23 protein-coding genes are annotated in these 23,838 nt (G+C 48.6%); 9 read left to right on the top strand and 14 right to left on the bottom strand.

Annotated elements, in window-relative coordinates; all coding sequences use genetic code 11:
• The first annotated feature begins 111 nt into the window (after window positions 1–111).
• The gene (locus EZJ49_RS06920; protein ID WP_262555391.1) at window positions 112–1,632 is read left to right on the top strand and encodes an acyl-CoA dehydrogenase family protein; all 1,521 of its coding nucleotides are present in this window, start codon (window positions 112–114) and stop codon (window positions 1,630–1,632) included.
• On the opposite strand, the gene EZJ49_RS06915 is transcribed toward EZJ49_RS06920, so the two are convergent.
• From EZJ49_RS06915 to EZJ49_RS06885, 7 genes are all read right to left on the bottom strand, one after another.
• Entirely contained in the window at window positions 1,627–2,472 is an 846-nt protein-coding gene (locus EZJ49_RS06915) for a hypothetical protein (RefSeq protein WP_262555390.1), read from the bottom strand. The two genes, EZJ49_RS06920 and EZJ49_RS06915, sit on opposite strands and share 6 nt — an antisense overlap.
• Before the next feature lie 4 nt (window positions 2,473–2,476).
• Window positions 2,477–4,066, bottom strand: coding sequence for a hypothetical protein (locus tag EZJ49_RS06910; protein WP_262555389.1), 1,590 nt, complete (start codon window positions 4,064–4,066; stop codon window positions 2,477–2,479).
• 26 nt (window positions 4,067–4,092) lie between these two features.
• Complete coding sequence (locus tag EZJ49_RS06905; RefSeq protein ID WP_262555388.1) at window positions 4,093–5,376, bottom strand: hypothetical protein; 1,284 nt, start codon at window positions 5,374–5,376, stop codon at window positions 4,093–4,095.
• Window positions 5,377–5,422: 46 nt separating this feature from the next.
• Window positions 5,423–6,022, bottom strand: coding sequence for a hypothetical protein (locus EZJ49_RS06900; protein WP_262555387.1), 600 nt, complete (start codon window positions 6,020–6,022; stop codon window positions 5,423–5,425).
• On the bottom strand, window positions 6,022–8,745 hold the full coding sequence (locus tag EZJ49_RS06895; RefSeq protein ID WP_262555386.1) for a hypothetical protein: 2,724 nt from the start codon (window positions 8,743–8,745) through the stop codon (window positions 6,022–6,024). Before EZJ49_RS06895 ends, EZJ49_RS06900 begins: the two co-directional genes overlap by 1 nt.
• Before the next feature lie 24 nt (window positions 8,746–8,769).
• A complete protein-coding gene (locus EZJ49_RS06890) occupies window positions 8,770–9,297 on the bottom strand; it encodes a protease (RefSeq protein ID WP_262555385.1) in 528 nt (175 codons plus the stop codon).
• A 208-nt stretch (window positions 9,298–9,505) separates the two neighbouring features.
• Complete coding sequence (locus EZJ49_RS06885; protein WP_262555384.1) at window positions 9,506–11,269, bottom strand: hypothetical protein; 1,764 nt, start codon at window positions 11,267–11,269, stop codon at window positions 9,506–9,508.
• 19 nt (window positions 11,270–11,288) lie between these two features.
• Here EZJ49_RS06885 and EZJ49_RS06880 point away from each other — a divergent pair, with 19 nt between their 5' ends.
• The 3 genes from EZJ49_RS06880 to EZJ49_RS06870 all read left to right on the top strand — a co-directional run bounded on the left by EZJ49_RS06880 (window position 11,289) and on the right by EZJ49_RS06870 (window position 13,803).
• Entirely contained in the window at window positions 11,289–11,483 is a 195-nt protein-coding gene (locus EZJ49_RS06880; RefSeq protein ID WP_262555383.1) for a hypothetical protein, read from the top strand.
• 170 nt (window positions 11,484–11,653) lie between these two features.
• Complete coding sequence (locus EZJ49_RS06875; RefSeq protein WP_262555382.1) at window positions 11,654–12,382, top strand: hypothetical protein; 729 nt, start codon at window positions 11,654–11,656, stop codon at window positions 12,380–12,382.
• Window positions 12,373–13,803 (top strand): hypothetical protein, encoded by a 1,431-nt coding sequence (locus EZJ49_RS06870; protein ID WP_262555381.1) that lies wholly within the window; start codon window positions 12,373–12,375, stop codon window positions 13,801–13,803. Before EZJ49_RS06875 ends, EZJ49_RS06870 begins: the two co-directional genes overlap by 10 nt.
• A 3-nt stretch (window positions 13,804–13,806) precedes the next feature.
• On the opposite strand, the gene EZJ49_RS06865 is transcribed toward EZJ49_RS06870, so the two are convergent.
• Both EZJ49_RS06865 and EZJ49_RS06860 read right to left on the bottom strand, forming a co-directional pair.
• Complete coding sequence (locus tag EZJ49_RS06865; RefSeq protein ID WP_262555380.1) at window positions 13,807–14,466, bottom strand: SRPBCC domain-containing protein; 660 nt, start codon at window positions 14,464–14,466, stop codon at window positions 13,807–13,809.
• 17 nt (window positions 14,467–14,483) lie between these two features.
• On the bottom strand, window positions 14,484–15,206 hold the full coding sequence (locus tag EZJ49_RS06860) for a DUF4097 domain-containing protein (protein ID WP_262555379.1): 723 nt from the start codon (window positions 15,204–15,206) through the stop codon (window positions 14,484–14,486).
• 157 nt (window positions 15,207–15,363) lie between these two features.
• Between EZJ49_RS06860 and EZJ49_RS06855 the strand changes: the two genes are divergently transcribed.
• Window positions 15,364–16,965 carry an ABC-F family ATP-binding cassette domain-containing protein gene (locus EZJ49_RS06855; protein WP_262555378.1) on the top strand — a complete coding sequence of 534 codons (1,602 nt, stop codon included), beginning with the start codon at window positions 15,364–15,366 and terminating at the stop codon, window positions 16,963–16,965.
• Here EZJ49_RS06855 and EZJ49_RS06850 read toward each other — a convergent pair.
• Both EZJ49_RS06850 and EZJ49_RS06845 read right to left on the bottom strand, forming a co-directional pair.
• Window positions 16,962–17,462 (bottom strand): substrate binding domain-containing protein, encoded by a 501-nt coding sequence (locus EZJ49_RS06850; RefSeq protein ID WP_262555377.1) that lies wholly within the window; start codon window positions 17,460–17,462, stop codon window positions 16,962–16,964. The genes EZJ49_RS06855 and EZJ49_RS06850 overlap by 4 nt on opposite strands.
• Entirely contained in the window at window positions 17,420–17,887 is a 468-nt protein-coding gene (locus tag EZJ49_RS06845) for a CpaE family protein (protein ID WP_262555376.1), read from the bottom strand. Before EZJ49_RS06845 ends, EZJ49_RS06850 begins: the two co-directional genes overlap by 43 nt.
• Between EZJ49_RS06845 and EZJ49_RS06840 the strand changes: the two genes are divergently transcribed.
• A complete protein-coding gene (locus tag EZJ49_RS06840; protein WP_262555375.1) occupies window positions 17,866–18,870 on the top strand; it encodes an S-(hydroxymethyl)glutathione dehydrogenase/class III alcohol dehydrogenase in 1,005 nt (334 codons plus the stop codon). The two genes, EZJ49_RS06845 and EZJ49_RS06840, sit on opposite strands and share 22 nt — an antisense overlap.
• Before the next feature lie 11 nt (window positions 18,871–18,881).
• On the top strand, window positions 18,882–19,706 hold the full coding sequence (fghA, locus tag EZJ49_RS06835) for an S-formylglutathione hydrolase (protein WP_262555374.1): 825 nt from the start codon (window positions 18,882–18,884) through the stop codon (window positions 19,704–19,706).
• Here fghA and EZJ49_RS06830 read toward each other — a convergent pair.
• The gene (locus EZJ49_RS06830) at window positions 19,678–20,415 is read right to left on the bottom strand and encodes a tRNA-uridine aminocarboxypropyltransferase (RefSeq protein WP_262555373.1); all 738 of its coding nucleotides are present in this window, start codon (window positions 20,413–20,415) and stop codon (window positions 19,678–19,680) included. The two genes, fghA and EZJ49_RS06830, sit on opposite strands and share 29 nt — an antisense overlap.
• A gap of 206 nt (window positions 20,416–20,621) precedes the next feature.
• Here EZJ49_RS06830 and EZJ49_RS06825 point away from each other — a divergent pair, with 206 nt between their 5' ends.
• Entirely contained in the window at window positions 20,622–21,266 is a 645-nt protein-coding gene (locus tag EZJ49_RS06825) for a L,D-transpeptidase (RefSeq protein WP_262555372.1), read from the top strand.
• A 41-nt stretch (window positions 21,267–21,307) separates the two neighbouring features.
• Here the strand turns inward: EZJ49_RS06825 and EZJ49_RS06820 are convergent, their stop codons facing one another.
• Window positions 21,308–21,793, bottom strand: a complete 486-nt coding sequence (locus tag EZJ49_RS06820; protein WP_262555371.1) for a hypothetical protein — start codon at window positions 21,791–21,793, stop codon at window positions 21,308–21,310.
• 45 nt (window positions 21,794–21,838) lie between these two features.
• Window positions 21,839–22,210 (bottom strand): MGMT family protein, encoded by a 372-nt coding sequence (locus tag EZJ49_RS06815; protein WP_262555370.1) that lies wholly within the window; start codon window positions 22,208–22,210, stop codon window positions 21,839–21,841.
• Between the two features lie 42 nt (window positions 22,211–22,252).
• On the opposite strand from EZJ49_RS06815, the gene EZJ49_RS06810 reads away from it, so the two are divergent.
• Entirely contained in the window at window positions 22,253–23,797 is a 1,545-nt protein-coding gene (locus EZJ49_RS06810) for an AbgT family transporter (RefSeq protein ID WP_262555369.1), read from the top strand.
• The last annotated feature ends 41 nt before the right edge of the window (window positions 23,798–23,838 follow it).

Raw genomic sequence — 23,838 nt, 5'->3', positions numbered from 1 at the left:
AAGAGCGGCTCTTATATGTAGGACCTTACAAAACGGCAACATATTTTTAAAAAAAGACGGGGCCCCCGACATATTCTTGAACTCTGCCTCTAAAAGCCTAAACTTTGAGGTATGAAAAATTTTTATCAAGAAGGCCCAAGCCTTTCGAACACCTTCCGTTCCGATGAAACTCTTCAGAAAATCCTTAAAGTTCTTTTGCCTGCTGATGCTCAGAAAGAAGCTCTTCCGCATCTGGATCATCTTGGCGAACGCGCTGTGACGGACATGCTGACCTGGGCTGAAGAAGCTGAGGCTCAACCTCCCCAGCACGTCCCTTTTGATCCTTGGGGACGTCGCATTGATGAAATCAGAACATCTCACGGCTGGAAAGCTCTTGAACGTGTGGCTGCCGAGGAAGGAATCGTCGCCACCGCCTATGACCGCAAGTTCGGTCCGGCATCCCGCGCTTACCAGATGGCGCTACTGTATCTGTATTCTCCCAGCTCGGCGATTTTTTCCTGTCCGCTGGCGATGACCGACGGTGGAGCCCGGGCTATCGAGCTTTATGGCGACACAGACCTTAAATCCCGGGTCCTGCCTCACCTACTGTCCCGTGATCCGAAAACCTTCTGGACGGCGGGCCAATGGATGACCGAAAGGACAGGGGGTTCCGACGTCAGTGGCACGTCCACGGATGCCCATCCTTTTGCCGGCACCAGTGCATTTGGTGCCACACACTCTCTGCATGGGACAAAGTGGTTCACCTCTGCAACAACTTCGCAAATGGCCCTGACCCTGGCCCGTCCTGAGGGGGCTCCAGCAGGTTCCAAAGGTTTGGCGTTGTTCTTTTTAGAACTGCGCAATGATCAGGGGCAGTTGAACAACATTCAGATTCACCGCCTGAAAGACAAGTTGGGAACCAAAGCTCTGCCAACGGCAGAGTTGAGTTTACAGGGAACTCCGGCCCGCATCATCGGCAGCGCCGGGGAAGGTGTAAAACGCATTGCCAGCGTTTTGAATATCACCCGTATTTATAATTCCATTTGCGCCGTCGGACACATGCGCCGCGCTTTGGATCTGGCACAAAACTATTCCCGCAAACGTCAGGCTTTTGGAAAGCTTTTGATCGATCATCCGTTGCACAAGATCACGCTGGAATCTTTAGAAACAGACTTCCGCCGCTGTATCAATTTCTGTTTCTTGGTCGCGGATTTGCTGGGTAAAGAGGAAGTTGGTGAGGCCTCGGCTTCAGAAAGAATTCTTCTGCGTGTCCTGACTCCGATTTTAAAGCTTTATACGGCGAAAAAAGCCATGCAGATCTCCAGCGAGGTGGTCGAAATGTTTGGCGGAGCTGGCTACATCGAAGATACCGGCATCCCCCGCCTGCTACGTGATGCGCAGGTGTTCTCGATCTGGGAAGGCACAACGAATGTGCTTTCACTGGATATGCTAAGAGCTTTTGAAAGAGACCAGGCCTGGCTGGTGCTGGAAGAGTTCCTGTCCCGCTCTATGGGCTTTTCCAACGAACTGACAAAACTTCAGACTTTGCAAAAGCTAAATCCTGAAGAAAAAGAACAACACGCCCGCGAAATCGCCTTCCTGATCGGAGACCTTGTCGCCAGCGTGGCTATCAAAAGATATCAAGGCTCATAACGAGCCTTGATATACCGCTAGACTTCCCTGGAAAGAAGTGGCTCCGGACTTGTCCCGCTTAAGGTCTTTTCCGGAGCGTTCCTTAAAGCGCACCTCGATCACACAAAACCGGGGCACTTCATGTGCCACCTGATTCAAAGACAGACGAACCTGCTGATAGCCAATTTCCCTGGGGCTTTTATCGTCCACGCGACGATAGATATTCTCCTCCCGTTGGAAGTCAGCATATAAATCGTCATAGTTCGGATTTGAAGTTGGCTTGCGAGCCGCAGCACTTTGCCCCCGGTTACGCAAATCACAGGCGTATTTGATATTCACAGAATCCAGGGCCACCGCATACGCACTGCCTTGCAAGGTAAAATCAACCAGATACTGCCCCAAAGAACGATCAATTCCCTCTGTGGCAAACGGCCCCTTATAGCAATATGTAAGCCCGTATTCGGCTCCTAAAATCTCGCTGCCCAGTTCCGCTTCCAGACTGTTCAATCTTCCGGAAAACAAACTGTCGCTGGCGGTGAACTGCTGCCATTGCGACGTACTGTGAATCGCCCTGATCTTGCCATCTCCACCCGTCGCAACAATCTGATTGCCGATCATCTCTTTGGCATAGCACTGACAGGGCCCGTCTGTGGGACTGACTCTGGCAGGGTCACAGGTGCCTCCCGTGCGCAGATCCACACAGATTTGCTCTGTGGTGGCAGACTGACTGCGAATTCTGGCATTGCAGGCATAAAGCTCCTCTCCTGTTGCAGGATTTAAAGCTGAACCCAAAACACTTCCGGTCGTGGCCGTGGCCCCCAGGCCCCAGATCAGGACAATAATAAAAGCAACCTGTTTCATGGTGCTATCTTTCACACGTCAGCGAAGCAAATCCGCTGGTTTTATTATCATAGTTCCCCCCCAAAACACTGCGTTTGGAAATGGATACATCACGCAGAATCTGGGCACCGGTTTCCATATCCACACCGCCGACAACGAAGTCGATGATAAATTTTTGATGGAACTTTTTGTTACCCACCTTTGTGCACGAGATCTGATCATTGCAAACACGTTCATAGTACGGCGGCCAGATCTGGCTTTGAATAATTCCATCCAGTCCCCGCACGACTTCCCCCAGAGCCACGCCCTGATTATGACGAACCAACGACCCCAGCCCCCCAAAGGACGGCAGATTGCCCAGATTGCTAAGTGACGAAATATTCGGGAAAATATCAATTCCCACCTGAGCTTCCTCTGTATCGTACATCGCCAGCAACATCTGTTTAAATCCGGACAGGAAGATCGCATAGTCATCGGTTGGATTCTGGAAGGTCACAATCAGACGGTATCTGCCGCCTTCTCTTAAAGAGCCTTCAGACAAACGGAATTTCATGCCTGGAACCAGCCCCTGCCAGTTCGGCGGCACTAAGCCCCCGTCCCACCATTCGTCAACCAACGTCTGACGGTTTTTCCCAAGATTATATAATTCAATCTGGCCAAAGAACGGCTGAGTATAATTGGAAATGCTGGCACACTGCGCACCTGCGCACTTCTTCTGTGCCAAATTGGATACTAAAAATTTCAATTGAAGTTCCGCCAGATCGGACTGTTGTTTCAGTTCGATTCCGGCAATATCTGAATCCACGCTATAGTCAGTGACAAATCGTGGAGTCATAAGTCCAAAGTCCTCTGTCAGATTCAGAAGTTTGGAGGAAGGCGCAATGTTCAGATGCAGCAGGCGACTTCCGATGTGAGTCAGGTCCTCACTGTTTCCAGTGTCATCCCCGGCAACCAGAGTATTGAGTTTTGCATACATATCCTGAGGTTCAACCCCCAGTTCCTGCAAATAAGCCGGATCAAGACACTTGCGTTTAAAGACAGGCTGAACAGCAAATTTGTTTCTGGCCCGGATTTTCAAAAAGCACATATCCCCACTCAAGGTCAGCGCCCCATCGTCTTCCCGCTTGATCTGGCAGAACTCCTGATTTTCTTTGGCGATCAGAGGTTCGCCGCCAACATCGACGACGCGGACATCAAAACATGAACGGATAAATTTATACTGGCGTTGCAGACTTTCTGTTGCCGGATCTCTTTTAAATTCCCCCAGATTTTGGGAATTGTTAATACGGCAGTTTCTGGCGGCATGATCACCAAAGATACTGGTGTTCAAACCCGTGTTGGTTGTATCCCAGAATGCGGACCCCAGACTGATCATCAAAAAACGACCGGAATCCTTTTCACATTTATCCACCAAAGTGGACGGAATCAGTTGATTTCCCGAATAATCCCCCCAGCTTTGTGTCGCTGGGGAGATTTGGATCTGAATTTTCTCGTCGGAATCGACCACGCATCCAGATGCATGAGCCGAATTCCACATTGTCAAAGATCCGATCAGAAGGAGCAGATGTCCCAAGATCCGTAACTCATTTTTAAAAGAACCACCAATATTAGTCATGTCTGACTCCTTCCAACTGGAACTTACTATTTACAATTAGGGCAGTTGCCGTCCAGATCTGCCATTTCAATTTTCGTGTGCGTGCAGATGTTCGCGCCATGTTTCTGCCATTTACGCAGTCTTGGGTAAGAGCTCAGACCATCTTTTTCTTTAAAGACGTAACGAACTTTACAGAACTTCGCCGCAGCACCTTTGTTGTATTTATCAAGGTAGATCGGAGTGTTCTTGTCGATAGACTGAACAAAGTTTGCACCGCTGATCAAATCTTTGATATCGCCAGCAAGATACTTCGTATGGTTGCTGACCGGGTCATTGATTTGAGTGATGTCTTTGTCGAACTGAGGAGTGTTGTTGCCGTTTGGCTCCTCGTCCGTATCGCTGCAATTTCCGTCTTCACAGCTTTGAGTCTGAGATGTACAGATCAGGTGAGCCTGAACATCAAGATCCGCAAAGTCACTGTAGCCTTTGCCATTGTATTTGTAGCCGATGTCTGTCAAAGACGCCTCTGCGATCACTTTATAAGCCGCTTTGTAGTGGCTGTAGTCGATCTGAGATCCACGGTAGCAAATATCAACGAAGTAAGCTGCATTGTAAGTTTCGCTTCCCAGGTTGAAGGACAATTTGTCCAGAACTCTGTCAAACGCATCCACTTCCCCGAACAAAGACTCAAAGTAAGGGCTTACGCCGGAAACTTTGTCAGTGTGAGGGTCCTGACGGTCTTCCCACTTAGTCCAGCTTGCGTGAACGTAGTTACCGTATTTACGACCTTCCTGAGTTGAACAGACGCATGTGTTGCCGTTGCCGCCGTTGTCGCCACCGTGCGGATTGGTGCATGTTCTGTTCTGAGTGTTGAAGGTATGACCGTTTGTTTTACAGGAAACATCACAATATCTGAACTTGCCAGGACCTGCCTGCGTTTTTTCGCTGCCCAATACTCCCGGAGGAACATTGCTGGCGTGAGTTGGTGTGTTCACCCAGTTACGACCCGCAGCCTCACAGCCCGCCTGAGTGTCCAGACCTTGTGTTGACATTGGATTCAAATCCATCAAAGCAAATTGTGGTGTGGGTTTTGCCCCGCCATCACAATCCAGGCCATCACACTTGGGGGTACAGGCAGTGTTCGTGCCTTCATAATAACAGATTTTCTTATCGCCATAGGTGTCTGCCTTGGTCAGCAAACCGGCATTACACGGATAGATACTTGGACCCGAGCTGTTTACTCGGAAGCTGTAATTGACCTGAATTGCATTCGCCTGGAATGCCATCAGGGTGACGGCAGCCGTTGCAACCGCCTTTACCAAACTTTTCATGTTGTCTCCTTTCCCACTTAAGGGTGTTGTTGTAAAAACTGATTTCTCAGTTCAAATTAAAAATTAATGGGGTTTTCAAAGGGCGCGCGCCAAAATCAGGACGACGAAGCTGGACTTCGTGCACCCGTGTGGATTGCCCTGGTTCCCGGCAAAGGACATAACTTAGCTCCACAGGAACATTCACCGTGTCCAGACGAACTGCCAGCAGTGTTTCTTCACTGTTGCCCTGGCAGATAGTGACCAGTTCTTTCACAAAAGCCTCGCCACCGACAGGAGTGTAAAAATTGAAAACACTCTTACTGTCCAGCAGGACGTACTTTTGCGATTTCATGAACTGAACAAAAGGTTCCGGACTAATCAGCTGGCCCTTAATTTCATAAAGTCTGGATATTTCCGTAAAAAGCTGACGCAGCAGCGGAGACGTTGTCCCGGCGCAATTGCGGCAGAACGGCTCTTCACGCTGACAGGACGACGCATTCCCACACAGATCCTGACACATTGGGGCAGTCTGGGCGTTGCAGCTTACCTGAACCGCTTTGGCATATTGTCCGGAGTTGTTTTGGATATATCCTGTTTCCACCACAAAGGCGCTGGCCGACAATCCCATTAACAAAAACGCAGAAACGTACAAAAATATTTTTTTCATCAGAAGCCCCAGAAATTCTGTCCAATTTTATTTCGACAGGCTTTATTCAAGCCATACAGTCCGCCAAAACGTTTATGTGGTTTAAAGGATTTTCCGTCTTCGCTACAGGTGAAGCTGACGCGAACTTCGCCGGGACAGTAGTCCGATTTGATATCCACGGACTTGGTGATCTCATCAGTGCGGCCCTCCTCGCGAACGATTTCCACAGTCAGCGACTTTACTTTTTCTCCGGTGTACTTTTCAAAATGATCCGCAGCTTTCGCGGCACAAAGATTCTGATAGCAGCCGACACCGGCCCCCAGTTGATCCACACAATGATCCGGAATCGTGCCGTATTTTTTATACGTGGCCAGCACCTGATTCACATCGACCTCCTGAACCCGCGGAATATTGACCTTGTCTTTTTTTGCAGTCACAAAACGATGAATGGCACGGAACAGATAAACCCCAAGTTTGATGGGATTCAAAGGCAGTGAGGACTTGGTTACAGCGGCACCTCCGGCAACCCCGACAAAGTTGATGGAACAGCCTCCGCAATAAGAACGGCTGTTAGGCGCTCCTGCCTGAATATTCCCCGGGGAACTTCCCACGCTGGTGCCGCCATCCTTCACACTGCAATAGTTCACGGAAATACCGTTAAAGGCATAGAAGTTGAAATCCTTGGCACTGTTTGGAGCCAGCGCCACCGCACAGGGAGCTCCCATCAACGGACCGAAGTCCGCCAATAAAGCGATCTGCATTTTTTCTTTTTCAATTTTAGGATCGAAACGAACGACCCCCTTGGAGATCATCTGATTCAGACTTGTAACTTTGGGTGCCTTGAAGTCCACATCAATATAAAGAGGCAGCGCATTCCAGCCAAACAAAGCGGAACTGGCCAGATCGGCCATAAGGCGTTTGTTTGCCCGGCGAGTCTGGAACCAGGGATCATAGACTTTGCAGGCCTTCAGATCCGCATATGGGTTGAAAACATCCGGCGTTGCCACAGTGGAGTTCACCGGCAGAAAGGCATCGGCATACTTGGCAACCGAATAAAGATCGACCATGGCTTTGATCAAACGACGGGAGCATTCTATTGCCGAGGCGCAGATTGAATTTCCCGGCTCAGAGGTTCGGGCCAAATCCCACACCAACAAAGGTGCACCAAACTGCATCGGTTTGATATCCGCGGCAATTGTCGCCGGTGGAGCAATATTTAAAAGCTCCCGCGCCCACGCATTGAATCCATTCCTGTTCACAGTGTAGCCTTCAACATTCCAGAAGCGTTCACGCTCCAGGGAATCACAATAAGAAACCACACTGGTGCTGACCTCATCAAAATAGCTTGAAGCTTCGGCCAGCGTTGTCTGAGAACCTTCAAAGGATCTTTTCATGACATCCATCTGTTGCACACGGTCGATACCGGTCTTCATAAAGTCCAGTCGTTTATCTCCGGCCAGACGGGCCTCGGTGCAAAGATAATAAAGTTCATCGCGATGCTGATTTGAGTAGCTCTTGGCAAACATCAATGGTTTCACAAACTCCGCCAGTTCAGCAGGCTTCATCGAAGAGGTGATGATATTTAAAAACTGAATGGAGCTTTGCAGGCGGCTTTTCATGGAACCGCGGGCAGACACATAGTTCTTACGGAAATTTTCCACCCAGTCAGCGGCTTCTTCATAACTACGGGTGCCAAGGAAGTCGTCGTTCACGTCACGTGGGCCGCGATTCACCACGTCGTCTTCGGGGCCTTTGGGAATTTCCTTGCTGTGCTCTGTACGGTCCCCGTCCGGGCGTGCCAGTTCACGGATACTATTCAATGACAGCGTCGCCGCATCACATTCCGGCTTCTCGATACTGCGGCAGCCGTTGGGAATCATCATGATGGACTCTTCCAGTGCAATCGACCGGAACAACTGGCCATACTGCGGCGCCACTTGCAAAGGTATATTGGAATAGCGCCAGGCAAAGGAAAGATAAATCTTAACACTGTTCCAGAAATCAAATCCAACCGCCTGGAAATCCAGTGATGCAGGCAGCTTTAGGTCCATCTGCACGATGGCATTGCGGGATTCCAGTGCCTTATCCAGATTTTCGCAGTCGGTGACGTATTTTCCCTGCTCCTGCGCCGCCTGAGCGATGGAAAGCAAAGCTTCCTTGTCCACCTCAACAGAGTTTAGCTGTTCCTGAAGTGAAGAAAATCTTTTAAGATAATAGCAGGCCACACGATCGGCTTTTTTCAGAGTGATAAAGTTGGCACCGGTGAATTTATCCAGATTCTCCCACTTAACACCGGCCCCTTCTGAATTGTCCCACAGCTTTGCAAGATATGAATTCAGTTCCGGACAATAAGTCTGACCCTGACATTTTTCTGCAATGGCATTGTAGCCGCTTAGCTTCGAGGTTTTTAGATTTGTGGGCAGCAAGGGCAAATGCCCCGCCAAAAGTTTGTTAATAATCGCTTTCGTCAGACGACTGGTTGCAATGCGGAACTGCTGCATACCCAACGAGCTGGCTTCTTCAGGATTGCCGCCAATATTTTTTGCCAGGGAATGCACGACCTTTCCTGCATTGTAGCCATCAACCACAATAAATGCTGATTCGGTCGGATGATCGGAGTCTATAGCACATTGGGCGCGGTTGGTGATGCGCAGCTTATTCAAAGCCAAAGGTGATGCCACCTGCGCATAAGCTCCTGCCGTCATCCCAAAAATCAATAAACTTAAAATCATACTTTTAGCCATAGACTCCTCCTCAAAAAAACCGTTCTAGTTCATACCTGTGCCGCAAGAGCTGACTTTATTCAGCATGGTTGTATAGAACAGCACCACGGTCTGATCCGCAGGTGAGAAGTTTCTTTTCACGGAACCATCAGAGTTCACCATGTTGTAAAGGTAAGTGTTCACAAAACGATAGACCGCCGGAGTCACCAGAAGATTGGAACGGCATTTGTAGTTTTTGTATGTCACAGTGATGCTGGCAAAGCCGTTGTTGCTATCGCCGCCGTCATAGTCACCGATATAGATCGTGTCACCATTACCGCCATTGGCGCGGCCGTAACCCACCTGGAACTGCACTGTCCAGCCAGAGCCGCTGCTGTCCTGCCCGACGATTTTACAAAGATTTCCCGAACACGCCACAGCCATCTCGTTTTCAATTTTCTTTTGAAGTTCAGCTTCAGAATACTGAGGTAGCGGGCGCGGCGTGAACTCATCACTTCCACTGTCAAATTCACTCGCACTGACTTGCATTGACGTCGCAAGAAGGATACCGCCAAGAAGCATCTTGATATTCATAATTTCCCTTTCTGATTTCCTTGATTGGAAAAGTAAAAAAATTTTGAGTAATTACTTCTACCCGGCGATTTCGTGGAATCACAAAATACGAATCTGCAATTAAAGGATTTGTAACTTTCGTGTTTCAGCGATTCCACCCCGGGGAACGAAAAAAGGCCGCTGATTTTTTCAGCGGCCTTTCTGCAATTCCTTCTTTTTTTTCGAACAACTAGAAGGTCACAGGGCTCATGTGCGGAACTTTGCCTGCATCGGAATTACCGATGATCATGCCACGCACGCGCGAGTGACGAGTTGCCGGTTCAAATGGCAGACCTTTGTACTTAGGTGATTGCATTGCCGGAACCCAACTGCCGGATCTATCAACTGTCCATTCACGGAAGTACATATTGATATGAGTGCCTTCCACCAGATAGTCGATTGCCGCACCCGGACCGGCCATTTTCATGGCTGACTTGAAGGTGAACAGATTTTCAGCCATGCCTTCACCGAAGGTTCCGTAAGCTGCCGCAAATGCCTTAGGATCTGAATTCATGGTCTTATACATGGTCTTCAGAGCATAATACATTTTGCTTGCTGCCTCGGCTGTTTTACGAATGGTTGTGTTCATGCAGGAGCCCGGCAGACGTCCACCACCATCAATCATACACAAGTCGTATGGATCATTGCGTTCATTGAAGTATGGATAGATCAGATCTGTCGCCTTGTCGATAAAGGCATCCTGACTCAGGCTTTGGGCTGCTTTCATAAGATTCATTGTATTCGTGTCATCGAAGTTCACGTTGAACTCGATACCGGTGTAACCCAGATCGCGATCCGGAACACCCACCATCAACGAATCAATTCCTGTTTTCTTCACAAGGGCATAGATGCCGGCCTTCAGACGGTTGCCGTTACTTTGCTCATGCTTGAAGGCATAAGAGTAGGTACCGAACATGCTTTCCATGCGGGCCTTGCTATCCCAGTTCTGAACAGAGTACTTCGCACCATAGAACATAAAGTCTTTTTCTTTATGTTTGAACCAGAAGCGAGAGTCCTCGGAATCAGAGAAGATACCATAATGCACGACCGCAGTGTTGCGATCCAAATGCATATCGGATGTTGTGAAAGAGCTGACTTTACCTTTGCTGTATGTTTTGTCCCAAATAATCGGAATGGACAGTGATTTGCTGACCACGCGACCCGTGGAGACAGAACGGAATGTTTCCACTTTCAGCACCGGAGCCCGCTCCACCAGATTTTTCGGTTTCTGGGCTGCGAAGTTTTCTGAAGCCAGAACGTTTCCGCGAATCACGTCTTCATACGCCTTGCGACCTGTGTCGGTTGACAGATCAAACAGGAACGAGAAGCCATCATCGGCATAACGGAATTCATTCAAGCTCAAAGTCAGGATGGATACGTTCGTGAACATTGAGAAGCTGTTCAGCTTACCTTTGGTCATTTTCACATAAGCCTGATCAGAGCCCACTTTTTCCACGTAAGTTTCCCAGGTTCCATTGGCAAGCTTCGCCACTCCTGCACCCACAGGTCCGAATCCGGCCCCGGCAGAGAAGATGATTCCACCATGTCCAATGTATGTGATGCTGTCGCCGGCATCCCATGTGTCAAGATCGCTGGCATCTTTAGGAACCTGCCAGCGTCCACCCATATTGCGGGCTTTTTCCAAAGTGCTGACGTAACGAACAGACTCTGTTTCCTTACCCATAATTGGCAGAACCCCGACATAGCCCCAGAAGTGTTGACGCAATCCTGTTGCATTGTCGAACCAGAAGCGCACCTGCGCGCCCAGACCGACTTCGATGGAACCGTAAACGGTTTTTTGGAAGCCGTCGCGATAGTCACCATAAATCAGGGTGTCGCTGCTTGGACGATAATCATACTTCACAATAGACTTTGGCTGAACATTGCGGAAGTGAGGCGTCAAGTTCACGATGTACTGACCGTAATCGAAGCTCAAGTGGAACAGTGGTTTCAACTTGGCTTTGAATTCGTTCTTGTCTTCGTCATCGTACCCAGTGGATGAACTGCTGGCACTGGAGGTGGATTCACCTGTTGAAGACGATGAAGAGGAAGTTGACGTGGAACTTGAAGAAGTTGACGTCACAGTTGAAACAGTGTCTTCACCACGAGTCGTCGCAGTGGAAGTCGCCGTTGAAACCGTGGCCGTCGAGGTTGACGTCGGACCGTAGGTCGTTGCTGTTGAAACCGTTGTTACAGGACCATAGGTCGTTGCCGTTGTATATCCAGTGCTATAAGTCGTATGGCCGGTTGAATGACCCGTCGTATAGCCCGTGGAATATCCGGTAGAATAGCCAGTGGAGTACCCGGTCGTATAACCCGTGGAATACCCAGTGGAGCCATGGTTACCCTTGGTTCCATGATTGCCATTGTTACCCTTAGTTCCGTTGTTCCCGTTGTTCCCGTTGTTTCCGTTATTTCCGTTATTCCCGTTATTCCCGTTATTCCCGTTGTTTCCGTAGTTACCGTTATTCCCGTTATTCCCGTTATTCCCGTTATTCCCGTTATTCCCGTTATTCCCGTTATTCCCGTTGTTTCCGTAGTTACCGTTGTTCCCGTTATTTCCGTAGTTACCGTGGTTCCCGTTGTTCCCGTTGTTCCCGTTATTTCCGTTATTTCCGTTATTTCCGTTGTTTCCGTAGTTACCGTGGTTCCCGTTGTTCCCGTTGTTTCCGTTATTCCCGTTGTTTCCGTTATTCCCGTTGTTTCCGTTGTTTCCGTTATTCCCGTTGTTTCCGTAGTTACCGTGGTTCCCGTTGTTCCCGTTATTCCCGTTATTCCCGTTATTCCCGTTATTCCCGTTATTCCCGTTATTCCCGTTATTCCCGTTATTCCCGTGTGCCTTATTCAGCCGGACAACGTCATCCGGCCAATAACAATCTTCCCTGGTGGGCCGCTAATGAAAAGCAGGTTCAGAACGCTTTCTGCCGCAACAAACTTCCCACCACCAGTGCTGCCATTACAGCCTTTTATAAAAGCCGCCCTCTGGATCCCGGTTTTGAGGAAGGCACTTACACCGTATCTGGTATTGAAATCAAAGATGAAAGACCGGAATTGGTTTTGGCCTTAAGCCGACTGCTTGCCCCGGCAGAATCCGAACAAAAGATCAAAGGAACACCCGAGAATTTCCAACAGGCTTTTAAAATCAGCTCATCCTGTAATAAAGCTCTTTGTGCCGTTCAGAAAATATTTGGCCCTGAAGTCGGCCCGCAGATGCTTTATCTGATGGATCAGTTCGACATCAACACTTCGCCTTACGCTTTTATCAATGCTTCAACTTTCACTGCTGCTGAAATCGCCGATGTCATTCGCACCCTGGAACTGGTGCATCCCGACCAGCTCCCCTTTGGCAGCAACAAAAAGCTGATCCACTTTAAACGCGGCTACACCCGCGCGTCCTATGGCGACGACGGTGGTAACGTTGTTGCCAATGCTACCATAGAACTTTTTGATTCATGGACAGAGCAAAGCTCCATCATGCGCCAATACTCACTTTACCACGAAATTGCCCATAATCATTCTGACAATCAGTTTTCCGACTATGATCGCTCGACCATCTGGCTGGACATTTCTGACTGGAAAGAGACCAAGAAAGGAGACTTCGATTCTTTGCGCAAGAAAGCCAAACAGGGTCATCCTTTTGTTTCCCGCTATGGCGAAACAAATCCTTTTGAGGACTTCGCCGAAAGTCTGACAGCCTATCGTTTTAATCCATCGTGGCTAAAGCAAAAATCCAAAGATAAATACAATCTGATCAAACTGCTGGTTCATGACGGGTTGGAATACACTTCCACCCGGGACTGCCAGCGAACGCCCATTTCCAGAAGTTATCAGAAAAGTATAGAACAAAATGGCGATCGCCTGTCACAGGCCGATAAGGATTATATTTTGAAATCCTGCCGCAAGCCATTCTATGAATCCGTGCTGGGACATCTGCCAACCAGCTTCTTTGACTCTTGTGTGAACTACGAAGCCACCTTGCTGTGGCAAAAGCAGAACCAGCAGCAGTATCCGGATTTGGTTGAGCAGGCTTTGTTTGACCCCAATCTGCGGTCATCCACTTTGAAATTTAAAAAAGTGCGGGTGGAAATCGCCGAAAAGCTGCAACCCGAAATGACAGATTGGATTCTAAAATCCATGGAAGGCTATACCTATCAAATGAACTCGTCGCAATCCAATGCAGAATACTGCGAAGTCTGGGCAAAGATGGAAAATAGCATTTATCCCGAGCTTTATCTGAACAACAATTGGGCAAGGAAAAGCGTCTTTAGCTCTCGCAATTTCCGCCCCTCGGGCGGGGCCGCGCGCGGGCTGTGCCTGGATCTGGTGCAGGGCTTTGTTCCCACAGCCAAATCAACAAGATCAACCGTAACAAGCTGGCTTAGGAAAAGCGCCTATCTGCCAGATGATGGAAAAATCAACGAACGTGGCATCACCCGCGAATCCCTGATGACGTATATCAAGGACCGCACACGCTTGTACGAAAAGTAGTTTCTATTTTTTTCTGGAGATTCTTTTTGACGGAGTCAGCTCTGCCAGCTCGGCCAGAACCTGTGTCCAGCGCTCTTTAAGTGCTGTCTTGGTCCGGGCGTCCTTGATCTTTTCATGGTGAAAAACCAGAAAACTTTTATCTTCGCTGCGATCCCCAAGATAAACTTGCAGGATCGTGGCCTTATGCCAGTCGGTATCCTGCCAGGTCATGCGCAGACGCACGCCTTCCTTCATGGTGCGAATTTCACCAAAAACGCCGTCTTCTGTTTCAAAAACATTTTTAGGCTTAAACTTAAACGGTGACAGCGGTTTCAGCCAGATTGCCTGTCCCTGCGGAGACTCCAAAAGATCCCACAGTTCATCCGCCCCGATGTAGAACGTCCGCGAGGACGCCATCATGTATTCACCCTTGTCGTTGCGTCCTTCAACCTTGCGACCGATGTGAATCTCATAAGACGAGGTCACAATCTGCTGCCACCAGGTTTTGATTTTGTATTTCTTAGCCAGAAAGGCCACGATTTCTTTGTGGGTCATGTGGGCGGCACCCTGCGTATCCAGGATTTTCACCCACTGATCCCAATTTTTTCCGGTGTGTTTGGCCACCGACTCTGCGGAAACCTTGTTCAGTTTTTCAATCACGCCTGTCGGAACTTTTTTGGCCATACACTTTTCCGTTAAAACTACAGAGCTTTTTTAATGTGCAAACTTGCCGCACCGGACTTCACAGAAACCCTGAACTTGGAACCGGATGTTTCGCCAATCTCATTGGTCAGCTTACCCGCCGGAGAAATAAAGCTCGTGGTAAATTTGGCATCCGCAGGCATCGTCAACTCGACCGAACCACTGCCGGACTTCAAATCAAACTTGCCCGAAACAGGAACTGCCGCATAAGTGATTTTGGCCGAACCCGATCCCATTTTCAGATCCACGTCACCAGCCAAAGATTTCACTGTGATTTCACCGCTGCCGCTGGAGCCTTCCAGTTCATGAACATCAGCATCCACGGTCAAATGGCCCGCGCCGATTTTAAAATCAATTTCACCCTTGGTGCCTGTGACCGATACATCACCCGCGCCATTTTTAAGATCCAGGTCGATCACCTTGGGAACCAGGATAGTGAAGTTTGTTGTACAGTCAGACTTCTTGAAAACACCTTTGCGGTGAATCTTGATATCCAGATCAGAACCCTTTTGTTTGAATTCCAATGCACAGGACTTAGTGAATTCGATTTTTTCCGCTGTTACAACCAGCTTGTCCTCGTGACCACCTTCAATCTTGACAGCACCCTTGATATTCTCCAGCTCCAAAGAACGGATAAGCTTGGCATCAAACTCTTTGGTCTCTGTCTGCGCCCAAGAAACGGAACCCACCAGCACCACAGCCATCATCAACATTGTTCTCATATTTCCTCCTAAACAATTCCCTAATTTAGCTCCCGAAAAAGGCTCTTTTCAAGCCAGAAACAAGAGTTTTTTTCCAAGGCCTTGAATGACGGGAGGAAAGGGTTGCGTTTCTCTCTGGGAACACGTACAAAAACAGCTTTCAAAAGGACCTCTGTTCATGATCAGCACATCCAATGTCAGTTTGCGTTTTGGCGGGAAAAAGCTCTTTGAAGACGTGAATGTCAAATTCACTCCGGGCAATTGTTATGGCCTTATTGGCGCCAATGGTGCCGGAAAGTCCACTTTCCTGAAAATTCTTTCCAAAGAAATTGAACCCAATACGGGCGAGGTCCATATCGCCTCTGACCTTCGACTTTCCATCCTGAAGCAGGACCACTACGCCTATGATGAGTTCCCGGTTCTAAAAACCGTGCTTATGGGAAATGAACGTCTGTACAAGGTGATGGAAGAAAAAGACGCCCTTTATGCCAAGCCGGACTTTTCCGAAGCCGACGGTGTGCGCGCTTCTGAGCTGGAAACAGAATTTGCCGAACTCAATGGCTGGGAGGCTGAATCCGAAGCCGCTGTGATGCTGGCCGGACTGGCAATTCCTGAAGAACTGCACAGCAAACTGATGAAAGAGCTGACTGGCGGCGAAAAAGTGAAAGTTCTTTTGGCGCAAGCCCTGTTTGGCCGCCCGGATATTCTATTGCTGGATGAGCCGACGAATCACTTGGACATCTATGCGATCCAGTGGCTTGAACAGTTCCTGGAAACTTTTGAAAACACAGTCATCGTGATTTCGCACGATCGTCACTTCCTGAACAAAGTCTGCACTCATATCGCGGACATCGATTTCGGCAAAGTCACCACTTACAGCGGGAACTATGATTTCTGGAGACAATCCAGCGAACTGAATCAACGCCTGCGTGCCGATCAAAACAAAAAGAGCGCGGATAAAGCCGAAGAGCTTAAGGCCTTTATCGCCCGCTTTAGCGCCAATGCCTCCAAATCCCGGCAGGCATCTTCCCGTCAGAAGCAGTTGGAAAAGCTGGAGTTCAACGATCTGCCAGCGTCTTCACGCAAACAACCGTTCATCGGCTTTGATATCAAGCGCGAACTGGGGAACGATATTCTGACCGTGGATAAAGTCACCAAGACCTGGGAAGGTGAAACCCTGCTGAAGAATATCAGCTTCACCCTGAAAAAAGGCGACAAGGTTGCTTTGCTGGGCCGAAACGATCTGGCAAAAACTTTGCTTCTGGAAATTCTGTCCGGCGAAATGGCAGCGGATTCAGGTTCTTTCAACTGGGGTATCACCACATCCATTTCCTATTTCCCAACAGACAACTCCAAGTATTTCGGCGGCAACGAGGAAACACTGGTGGACTGGTTGCGTCCGTTCTCGACTGAAAAAGATGAAACCTTCCTGCGTGGTTTCCTGGGAAAAATGCTGTTCAGTGGTTCCGATGCACTGAAACAGCCCAAGGTTCTTTCCGGGGGCGAAAAAGTGCGCTGTATGTTCTCCAAGATGATGTTGTCCGGTTCTAACATTCTGATTCTGGATGGACCGACGAATCACTTGGATCTGGAAAGTATCACCGCCGTGAACGAAGGCTTAAGCCGCTTCAAAGGCACTGTGATCTTCACTTCACATGACCATGAACTGATTCAAACCGTTGCCAATCGTATTATCGAAATTGATGACACGGTTATTTACGACAACCATATTTCTTACGAAGAATATCTGGCGGCCAAAGCCGTTCAGACAAATTCTTAGAACTGCGCCCCTGAATAATCCCGGTCGAGGGACTTTTTAAGTTCCTCGACAAAGACATTCACGTTCGTGTTGAGCTTATTGCGAGTCGGTGTCACAACCCAAATATCTTTGCTGCCTTCGCTGTACTTCTCTAGCAGTGAAATCAGATTTCCTTCCTTAATCTCTGTGGACACATAAGACCCCGGCAGGCGTACAATCCCCAAGTCATCCAAAGCGGCTTTCAAAAGAACTCTGGGGTTGTTCGTTTTAAAGTTTCCCTTCACCGGAACGGAAACTGTCTTTCCCGATTTTTTAAAGGTCCATGATCCCTGACCGCCGGAAAGGCAATTATGATCAGACAGATCTTCAGGGACCAGCGGCAAACGATGCTGCTCCAGATACTTTGGTGAAGCACAGATATACTCGCGACGGGTGGCAATCTTCTGCGCCATTAAGGATGAGTTTTTCAAATGCCCTATACGGATGGCCACATCAAACTTCTTTTCAATGATGTCCACAATACGGCTTTCAAAATCCAGCTCCACTTGCAGGTCAGTTTTCGCGCCACATCGTAATAAGCCGCAGTGATCGGCGCTTTCGGAGACGAAATCACAAACGGCGTATATTTTTGCAAAGACATCATGGAGGTGGCTTCATCCTGGGGAATGATGCCCAGGAATGGCAGTTGCAGCTGATTGGAAATCGTCTGCGGCGACAGCCCTGTTGGGGACGCTTTGTTGATCACCAACTGGAACATGTCTTTCGGGAATGTTGCAGAAAGCAGTTCGTTCACCAAACGTTGAGTCTGTGTCACCACCAGAACTTCCGGTGTTGTGACGATCATGATCGCCGTGGCTTCCTGTAAAACGGCCATCTGGGCAGGGCCCAGATCCGTCCCGACATCGACCACGACATACTTGAATGCACGACCAAAGAAGTCCAAAAGTTCCCGGTGATGGAGTAATCGAAGGTGTTGGTGAAACCACCGGAGTAGTGGTACGGGTTGGTGTTGGAATTGTTGAGGCCGTCGGTGAAGGCGTAACGACATTGAAAAAAGGCGATCACGTAATTCCTCTTTACACCCCTGAGTGCCGCACTTGTAAATTCTGTCTTTCCGGAAAAACAAATCTTTGTCAGCGCATCCGCGAAACACAGGGCAAAGGCCTGATGCCGGATGGAACCTCCCGTTTCTCCAAAGACGGTAAACCCATCTTCCACTATATGGGAACTTCCACCTTTGCCGAATACACAGTTGTGCCGGAAATCTCTTTGGCGAAAGTCGATGAAAAAGCTCCGCTGGACAAAGTCTGCCTTCTGGGTTGCGGTGTAACAACGGGAATCGGAGCGGTGCTAAACACTGCCAAAGTCGAAAAGGGTGCCACCGTAGCCGTCTTCGGTATCGGCGGGATTGGTCTGTCTGTCATTCAAGGTGCAAAAATGGCCGAGGCCAGCCGTATTATCGCCGTTGATATTAACAATGATAAATTTGAAATGGCGAAGAAGTTCGGCGCCACCGATTTCGTAAATCCAAAAGATATCCAGGGCAGCGTCGTTGAAGCCATCGTCAAAATGACTGATGGTGGGGTTGATTATTCCTTTGAATGTGTCGGAAATGTTCAGTTGATGCGTCAGGCTTTGGAATGTTGCCATAAAGGCTGGGGCCAATCTATCATCATTGGTGTAGCTGGCGCAGGAGAGGAAATTTCAACTCGTCCATTCCAACTGGTAACAGGACGCGTGTGGAAGGGCTCTGCGTTCGGTGGCGTGAAAGGCCGTACCGAACTTCCGGGATACGTTGAAAAATACATGTCCGGCGAAATCAATCTGGATGATCTGGTCACCTTCACCATGCCTGTGGAAGAAATCAATCAAGCCTTCCAGTACATGAAAGAAGGCAAGGCCATTCGTAGCGTTGTCACATTCTAAAGGATAAAACGATGAAAGTGCTTAAGACGCATAAGACATTCGAGGGGCTGACCCAATTTTGGTCTCACGAATCCCAGGAAACCAAAACAGAAATGAAGTTTTCCACCTTTATCCCTCAAGGAAAGGTGGAAGGCTGTATTATCTGGCTTTCCGGGCTGACCTGCACAGAGGAAAACTTTATCACCAAAGCCGGAGCTCAAAAGTACCTGGCGGAAAACAATCTGATGGTGATTGCTCCGGACACCTCCCCTCGCGGTCTAAATCTGCCCGGGGAACATGATGCTTATGATTTTGGCTCTGGCGCCGGATTCTATGTGGATGCAACAACTGCGGATTATAAGACAAACTATCGCATGTACAGTTACATCGTAAATGAATTGTATGGCATAATTCAGAATCATTTCAAAATCGCCAAGATATCTATTATGGGTCATTCCATGGGGGGACATGGCGCTCTGGTGATAGGACTGCGCGAGTCCGACAAATTCAAATCCGTTTCAGCCTTTTCCCCGATTGTGAATCCCACGCAGGCCCCTTGGGGTCAGAAAGCTTTCCAAGGCTATCTGGGTGCAGATCAAACGGCATGGAAACCCTATGATGCCTGCGAGCTTTTGAAAATCGGAAAAAAACATGCCCATAAAATTCTGATTCATCAGGGCACCAAAGATGAATTCCTGCTAAACGGTCAGCTTCTGACACCAAACTGGGTGGAAACCTGTCAGAAGCAGGGTCAGGAACAGGAAGTGGTCTTTGCTGAAGACTACGATCACAGCTACTACTTTATTGCGACCTTTATCGAAGCACACATCAAGCATCACGCTCGTTTTCTAAAGTAAGAGTTTGTGCGGGCCTTTTTCCTTCTCGACGGGAGTTAAAGGCCCCATTTTTTTCTTCAGACGTTTTCAGATAATCCAGCTGACGTTCCACCAAAACATCGAAAACCTGCAACAGATTATCATGCTGCCTGAGGGCTGTGTTAAATCCCCGACTGTCACCCAATAATTCAATGGTCTGATGGATGGCCTCTATCGTGGAATAACAGAAATCGGAAGGCTGTTTACGTACACGGAAGGCCGAGGGCTTTTCAGGAGAAAAACAAATTTGCGGTAACGATCCAAGATTCTGACTTTCGCGCATCATCTTTTTGGCTGTCGCCCAGGTCCCGTCAATCACAAAGACTGTCAGCTTCTTTCCCAATGGAGCCAGCCCGTCACGACGACCCGCAGGCATCAGTGAAAGATTCAAGGAATCTGATCCCGGATACAAAATCACACAGTGGCGCTCAGGATCATTGATCAGCTGGTTAACAATTTCATGACTGGAATAGTCCTGACCGGAAATCAAATATGAATGCTGCAAACAAAGATGCGACATTCGCCCGGTGGCAATTCGACGGCGCAATTCAATGGGATGAATCAAAATCACAAAACTGATACACGGATCAAACGGCTTGATGTGCTGGCAGTAACATCCTGTCTGAGGCTGAATACACACCGGACAATGCTGACGATAAACAGTCTGATCATGATAGTTTTTTAGTTCCACAAAACCCGCCTTTTAAAACTTCGGACCGGGGCATCCTTCCCCAATACGAAATGCCTCGGATTCTTCAGCACGACTTCAGTATCCAAGTCTTTCCAATCTATCACAGTTCCCCTGTTACATGTCTTTATCTGTACTGATTTTTTTAGATTTCTGTCCCCACAAAGTACAATGAGGACAAGTACAACTCACAACAGATGAGGTGTGGCATGAAAACACTACAGCAAATAACAGGCTTAATCGCCGCTCTGCTACTTTTGACAATCGGCACCGCACAGGCAGAGCCCGCCGAAGCAATGAGAAATCACAAACCCCATGTGATCGAGGAGATCAATCCTTTTGATCCAAACATCGAACAAGTACTGGAGGAGTTCGATAGAATCTATGAAGAGGAAACAGGACAACCTTCCCACCTTCCTGACAGCTTTATCGACGACATTATTGGATTTGCCAGTTGTTCCCGCAACACTTGTGCTGTCTGGGCACAAGTTGTGAAGTCCACTCAACGCATGTATCTGTATGTCAACGGCAGCTTGCGTGGATCATGGCTGGTTTCCACAGGCATGTCAGGATATGGCACTCCGAACTTTGACCGTCACCCTGATGGCCGTATCTATGACCGCTATACCTCTGGTAAATATCCCGGCGGGGACTACAAGGGCCTGGGCAACATGCCTTATGCCGTCTTTATCACCGGTGGTTTTGCCCTGCATGGCACACCTCAGGGAAACTGGTCCAAACTGGGAACCAGAGCTTCACACGGCTGCATCCGCATGCACCCCGACAATGGATATGTCTTCAACCGTCTGGTACGTCAATATGGTAAATACAATGTCTGGATCACTGTGCAATAGTTTGAAAATAAAAAAGGGTCTTCCTGTGAAGACCCTTTTCCTTAACGGCGTCCGTGATAGTTGGTCGGGATTCCCGTACCACTCCACTTATGGGTTTTATATGATCCGGCAGCACGCACCTTCTCATAAGAAATCTCCACGTCAATCAGAGCATTAAAATCAGCCTTCACCGCCATAAAGGCCAAACGCAACAGGGCCTCTTCGCGGTCTTCACAATCCGCCACTTTTAAAGGCTTTTCTTTGCGGGAAAAATTGCGGGTTTCCTTGCTTTGCGCCTTCATAAAAACAGCAATGTTTTTCGCTGCTTCAATCGTGTCATTATAGGCTTCCATTTCCGGAACAATCTTCGCATCAAAGCACGGCCCGCAGTAAGCTCCGTGAGACAACAGCTCCGGAACTTCCTTCAGGAACGAAAAGCTTCCTTCTTCCAGAAACTGGGCGCAGTTCTTACAGACAGCTTCTTTGCAAGCTCCACATTGAAGAGTGGCTTTGGGTTTTTGACAGACACAGCAGTTCGTATTTTCCATAGACACAACCTAATACATTCGGGCCCAGAGTTCGACAAGATTCTATCAACGCCCGCTAAACATGGTCGGTCGTCGCAAGTCCTTGGCCGGAACCCTGGCTTTTTGCTTCCACTGGAAACGCTTCATGTCAATCTGGTTGGAGTCTGAAAACTCCACACCTTCACTTTCCAGTAACTTCTTTTGCTTTTTAAATTCTGCCGTTCCCGGAGGGAAAGAGATCTTACCTTTGGAGTTAAGAACTCTTTGCCAGGGAAGCTGATGACTTTCACTACATGAGTGCAACAGCCACGCCACCCCTCGCGAACCTTGCGGCTTTCCTGCCAACGCCGCAATCTGCCCGTAGGTGGCCACTTTCCCGCGCGGGATCTTTTTGATGAAGCTTAAAACTTTTTTTGAGAAATCGGTGGTTGCCTGCATAACGTCCCTTTAAGCTATACTTTCGTGAGGGGGAAAAGTCACATGTCGAATTCAGAAAATTCTATCGAGTCAGGTCCACTGTATAAGTTTCTGCTGAAAGTGGAAAAAGCGGGAAATGCCCTGCCACAGCCTGCCTTGATGTTCCTGCTTCTGACCATTCTGGTGATTCTGCTTTCGGCAGTTATCAGCGGACTGGGGGTTGAAGCCGTTCATCCGGTCAAAAAAGAAACTATAACAGCCGTCAATCTGCTGTCTGTTCAGGGTCTGCACATGCTTCTAACAGACATGCTAAAGAATTTCACAGGCTTTGCCCCGCTGGGAACAGTGCTGGTGGCTATGCTGGGCTTCAGTTTGACGGAAAAAAGTGGTCTTCTGGGGGCCCTGCTTCGTTTGCTGGTTTTGAAATCCCCAAAACAGTTGCTGGTCCCAGCTGTTCTTCTTGCCGGAATCATGTCCCACACTGCGGGCGACATCGGGTATGTTTTATTGATTCCTCTTTCCGCCATGGCATTTCATAGCGCAGGTTTAAACCCTTTGGCAGGTCTTGCAATCTGCTTTGCCGGAGTTTCCGGGGGATTTGCCGCCAACTTTATGCTAAGCGTGGCGGACCCGGTTCTGTCCGGTTTGTCTCAGGAAGCTGCACGAATTATTGATCCCGCCTACGTGGTGACTCCGGTTGTGAACTGGTACTTCATGTCCGTGTCTTCCATCCTGATTATCGGCGTGGGAACTTTGGTGGCTAAAAAAATCACCATTCCGTTTCTGGGTCAGTATAAGGGTTCTGCAGAACACACTTCACCAGAGCCTTTAAATGCCTATGAACGAAAAGGACTGCGCTGGGCCGGGATTGTGTTCTTTATTTTTGTTGGTCTGGTGCTTTGGGGAACTGTTCCTGAAAATGGTTTTCTGCGCAATGCTCAGAATGGTTCCTTGCTGAACTCTCCTTTTTTGATGGGAATTATCCCGATGGTCTTTTTCCTTGCCGCTCTGACGGGGGTTGCCTATGGATTTGCTTCAAAGACCTTTAAGTCCCAAACGGATGTCACCACTGCCATGCAGGATTCCATGGTCACAATGGCGCCCTATCTGGTGATGGTTTTCTTTGCAGCTCAGTTTATCGCCTTGTTCAACTCCTCCAATGTGGGATTGATTCTTGCAGTCAAGGGATCTGAAGTTTTAAAGGACATGCACCTGAGTGCGATTCCTCTGATGATTGGATTTATTATTCTGACCTGCGTGGTGGATTTGTTTTTGGGAAGTGCTTCGGCAAAGTGGGCGCTGATGGCCCCGGTCTTTGTTCCGATGTTCATGCTTTTGGGAATCGCCCCGGAGCTAACGCAAGCCTCTTATCGTGTGGCCGATTCTGTGGTGAATATTATTTCCCCGCTGATGCCTTACTTTCCTCTGATTCTTGCGTTTGCCAACAAATATGATCCAAAAGCGCGTATCGGAACTTTGATTGCTTTGATGCTGCCGTACTCGATCGCTTTCACCATTTTTTGGTCACTGCTGCTGTTTGCGTGGATCTGGCTGGGATTGCCTCTGGGACCGGGGGCGCACCTGCACTTTGTGATGCCGGGTCAGTAGAAAATAAAAACTCCCTGAGACATCTCAGGGAGTTTTTTTAT

Origin of the sequence: Bdellovibrio bacteriovorus, from assembly GCF_025558485.1 — a bacterium.
GTDB lineage: Bacteria > Bdellovibrionota > Bdellovibrionia > Bdellovibrionales > Bdellovibrionaceae > Bdellovibrio > Bdellovibrio bacteriovorus_G.
Note: the sequence above shows the minus strand (reverse complement) of the source record. Positions and strands in the feature narration are given on the sequence as shown.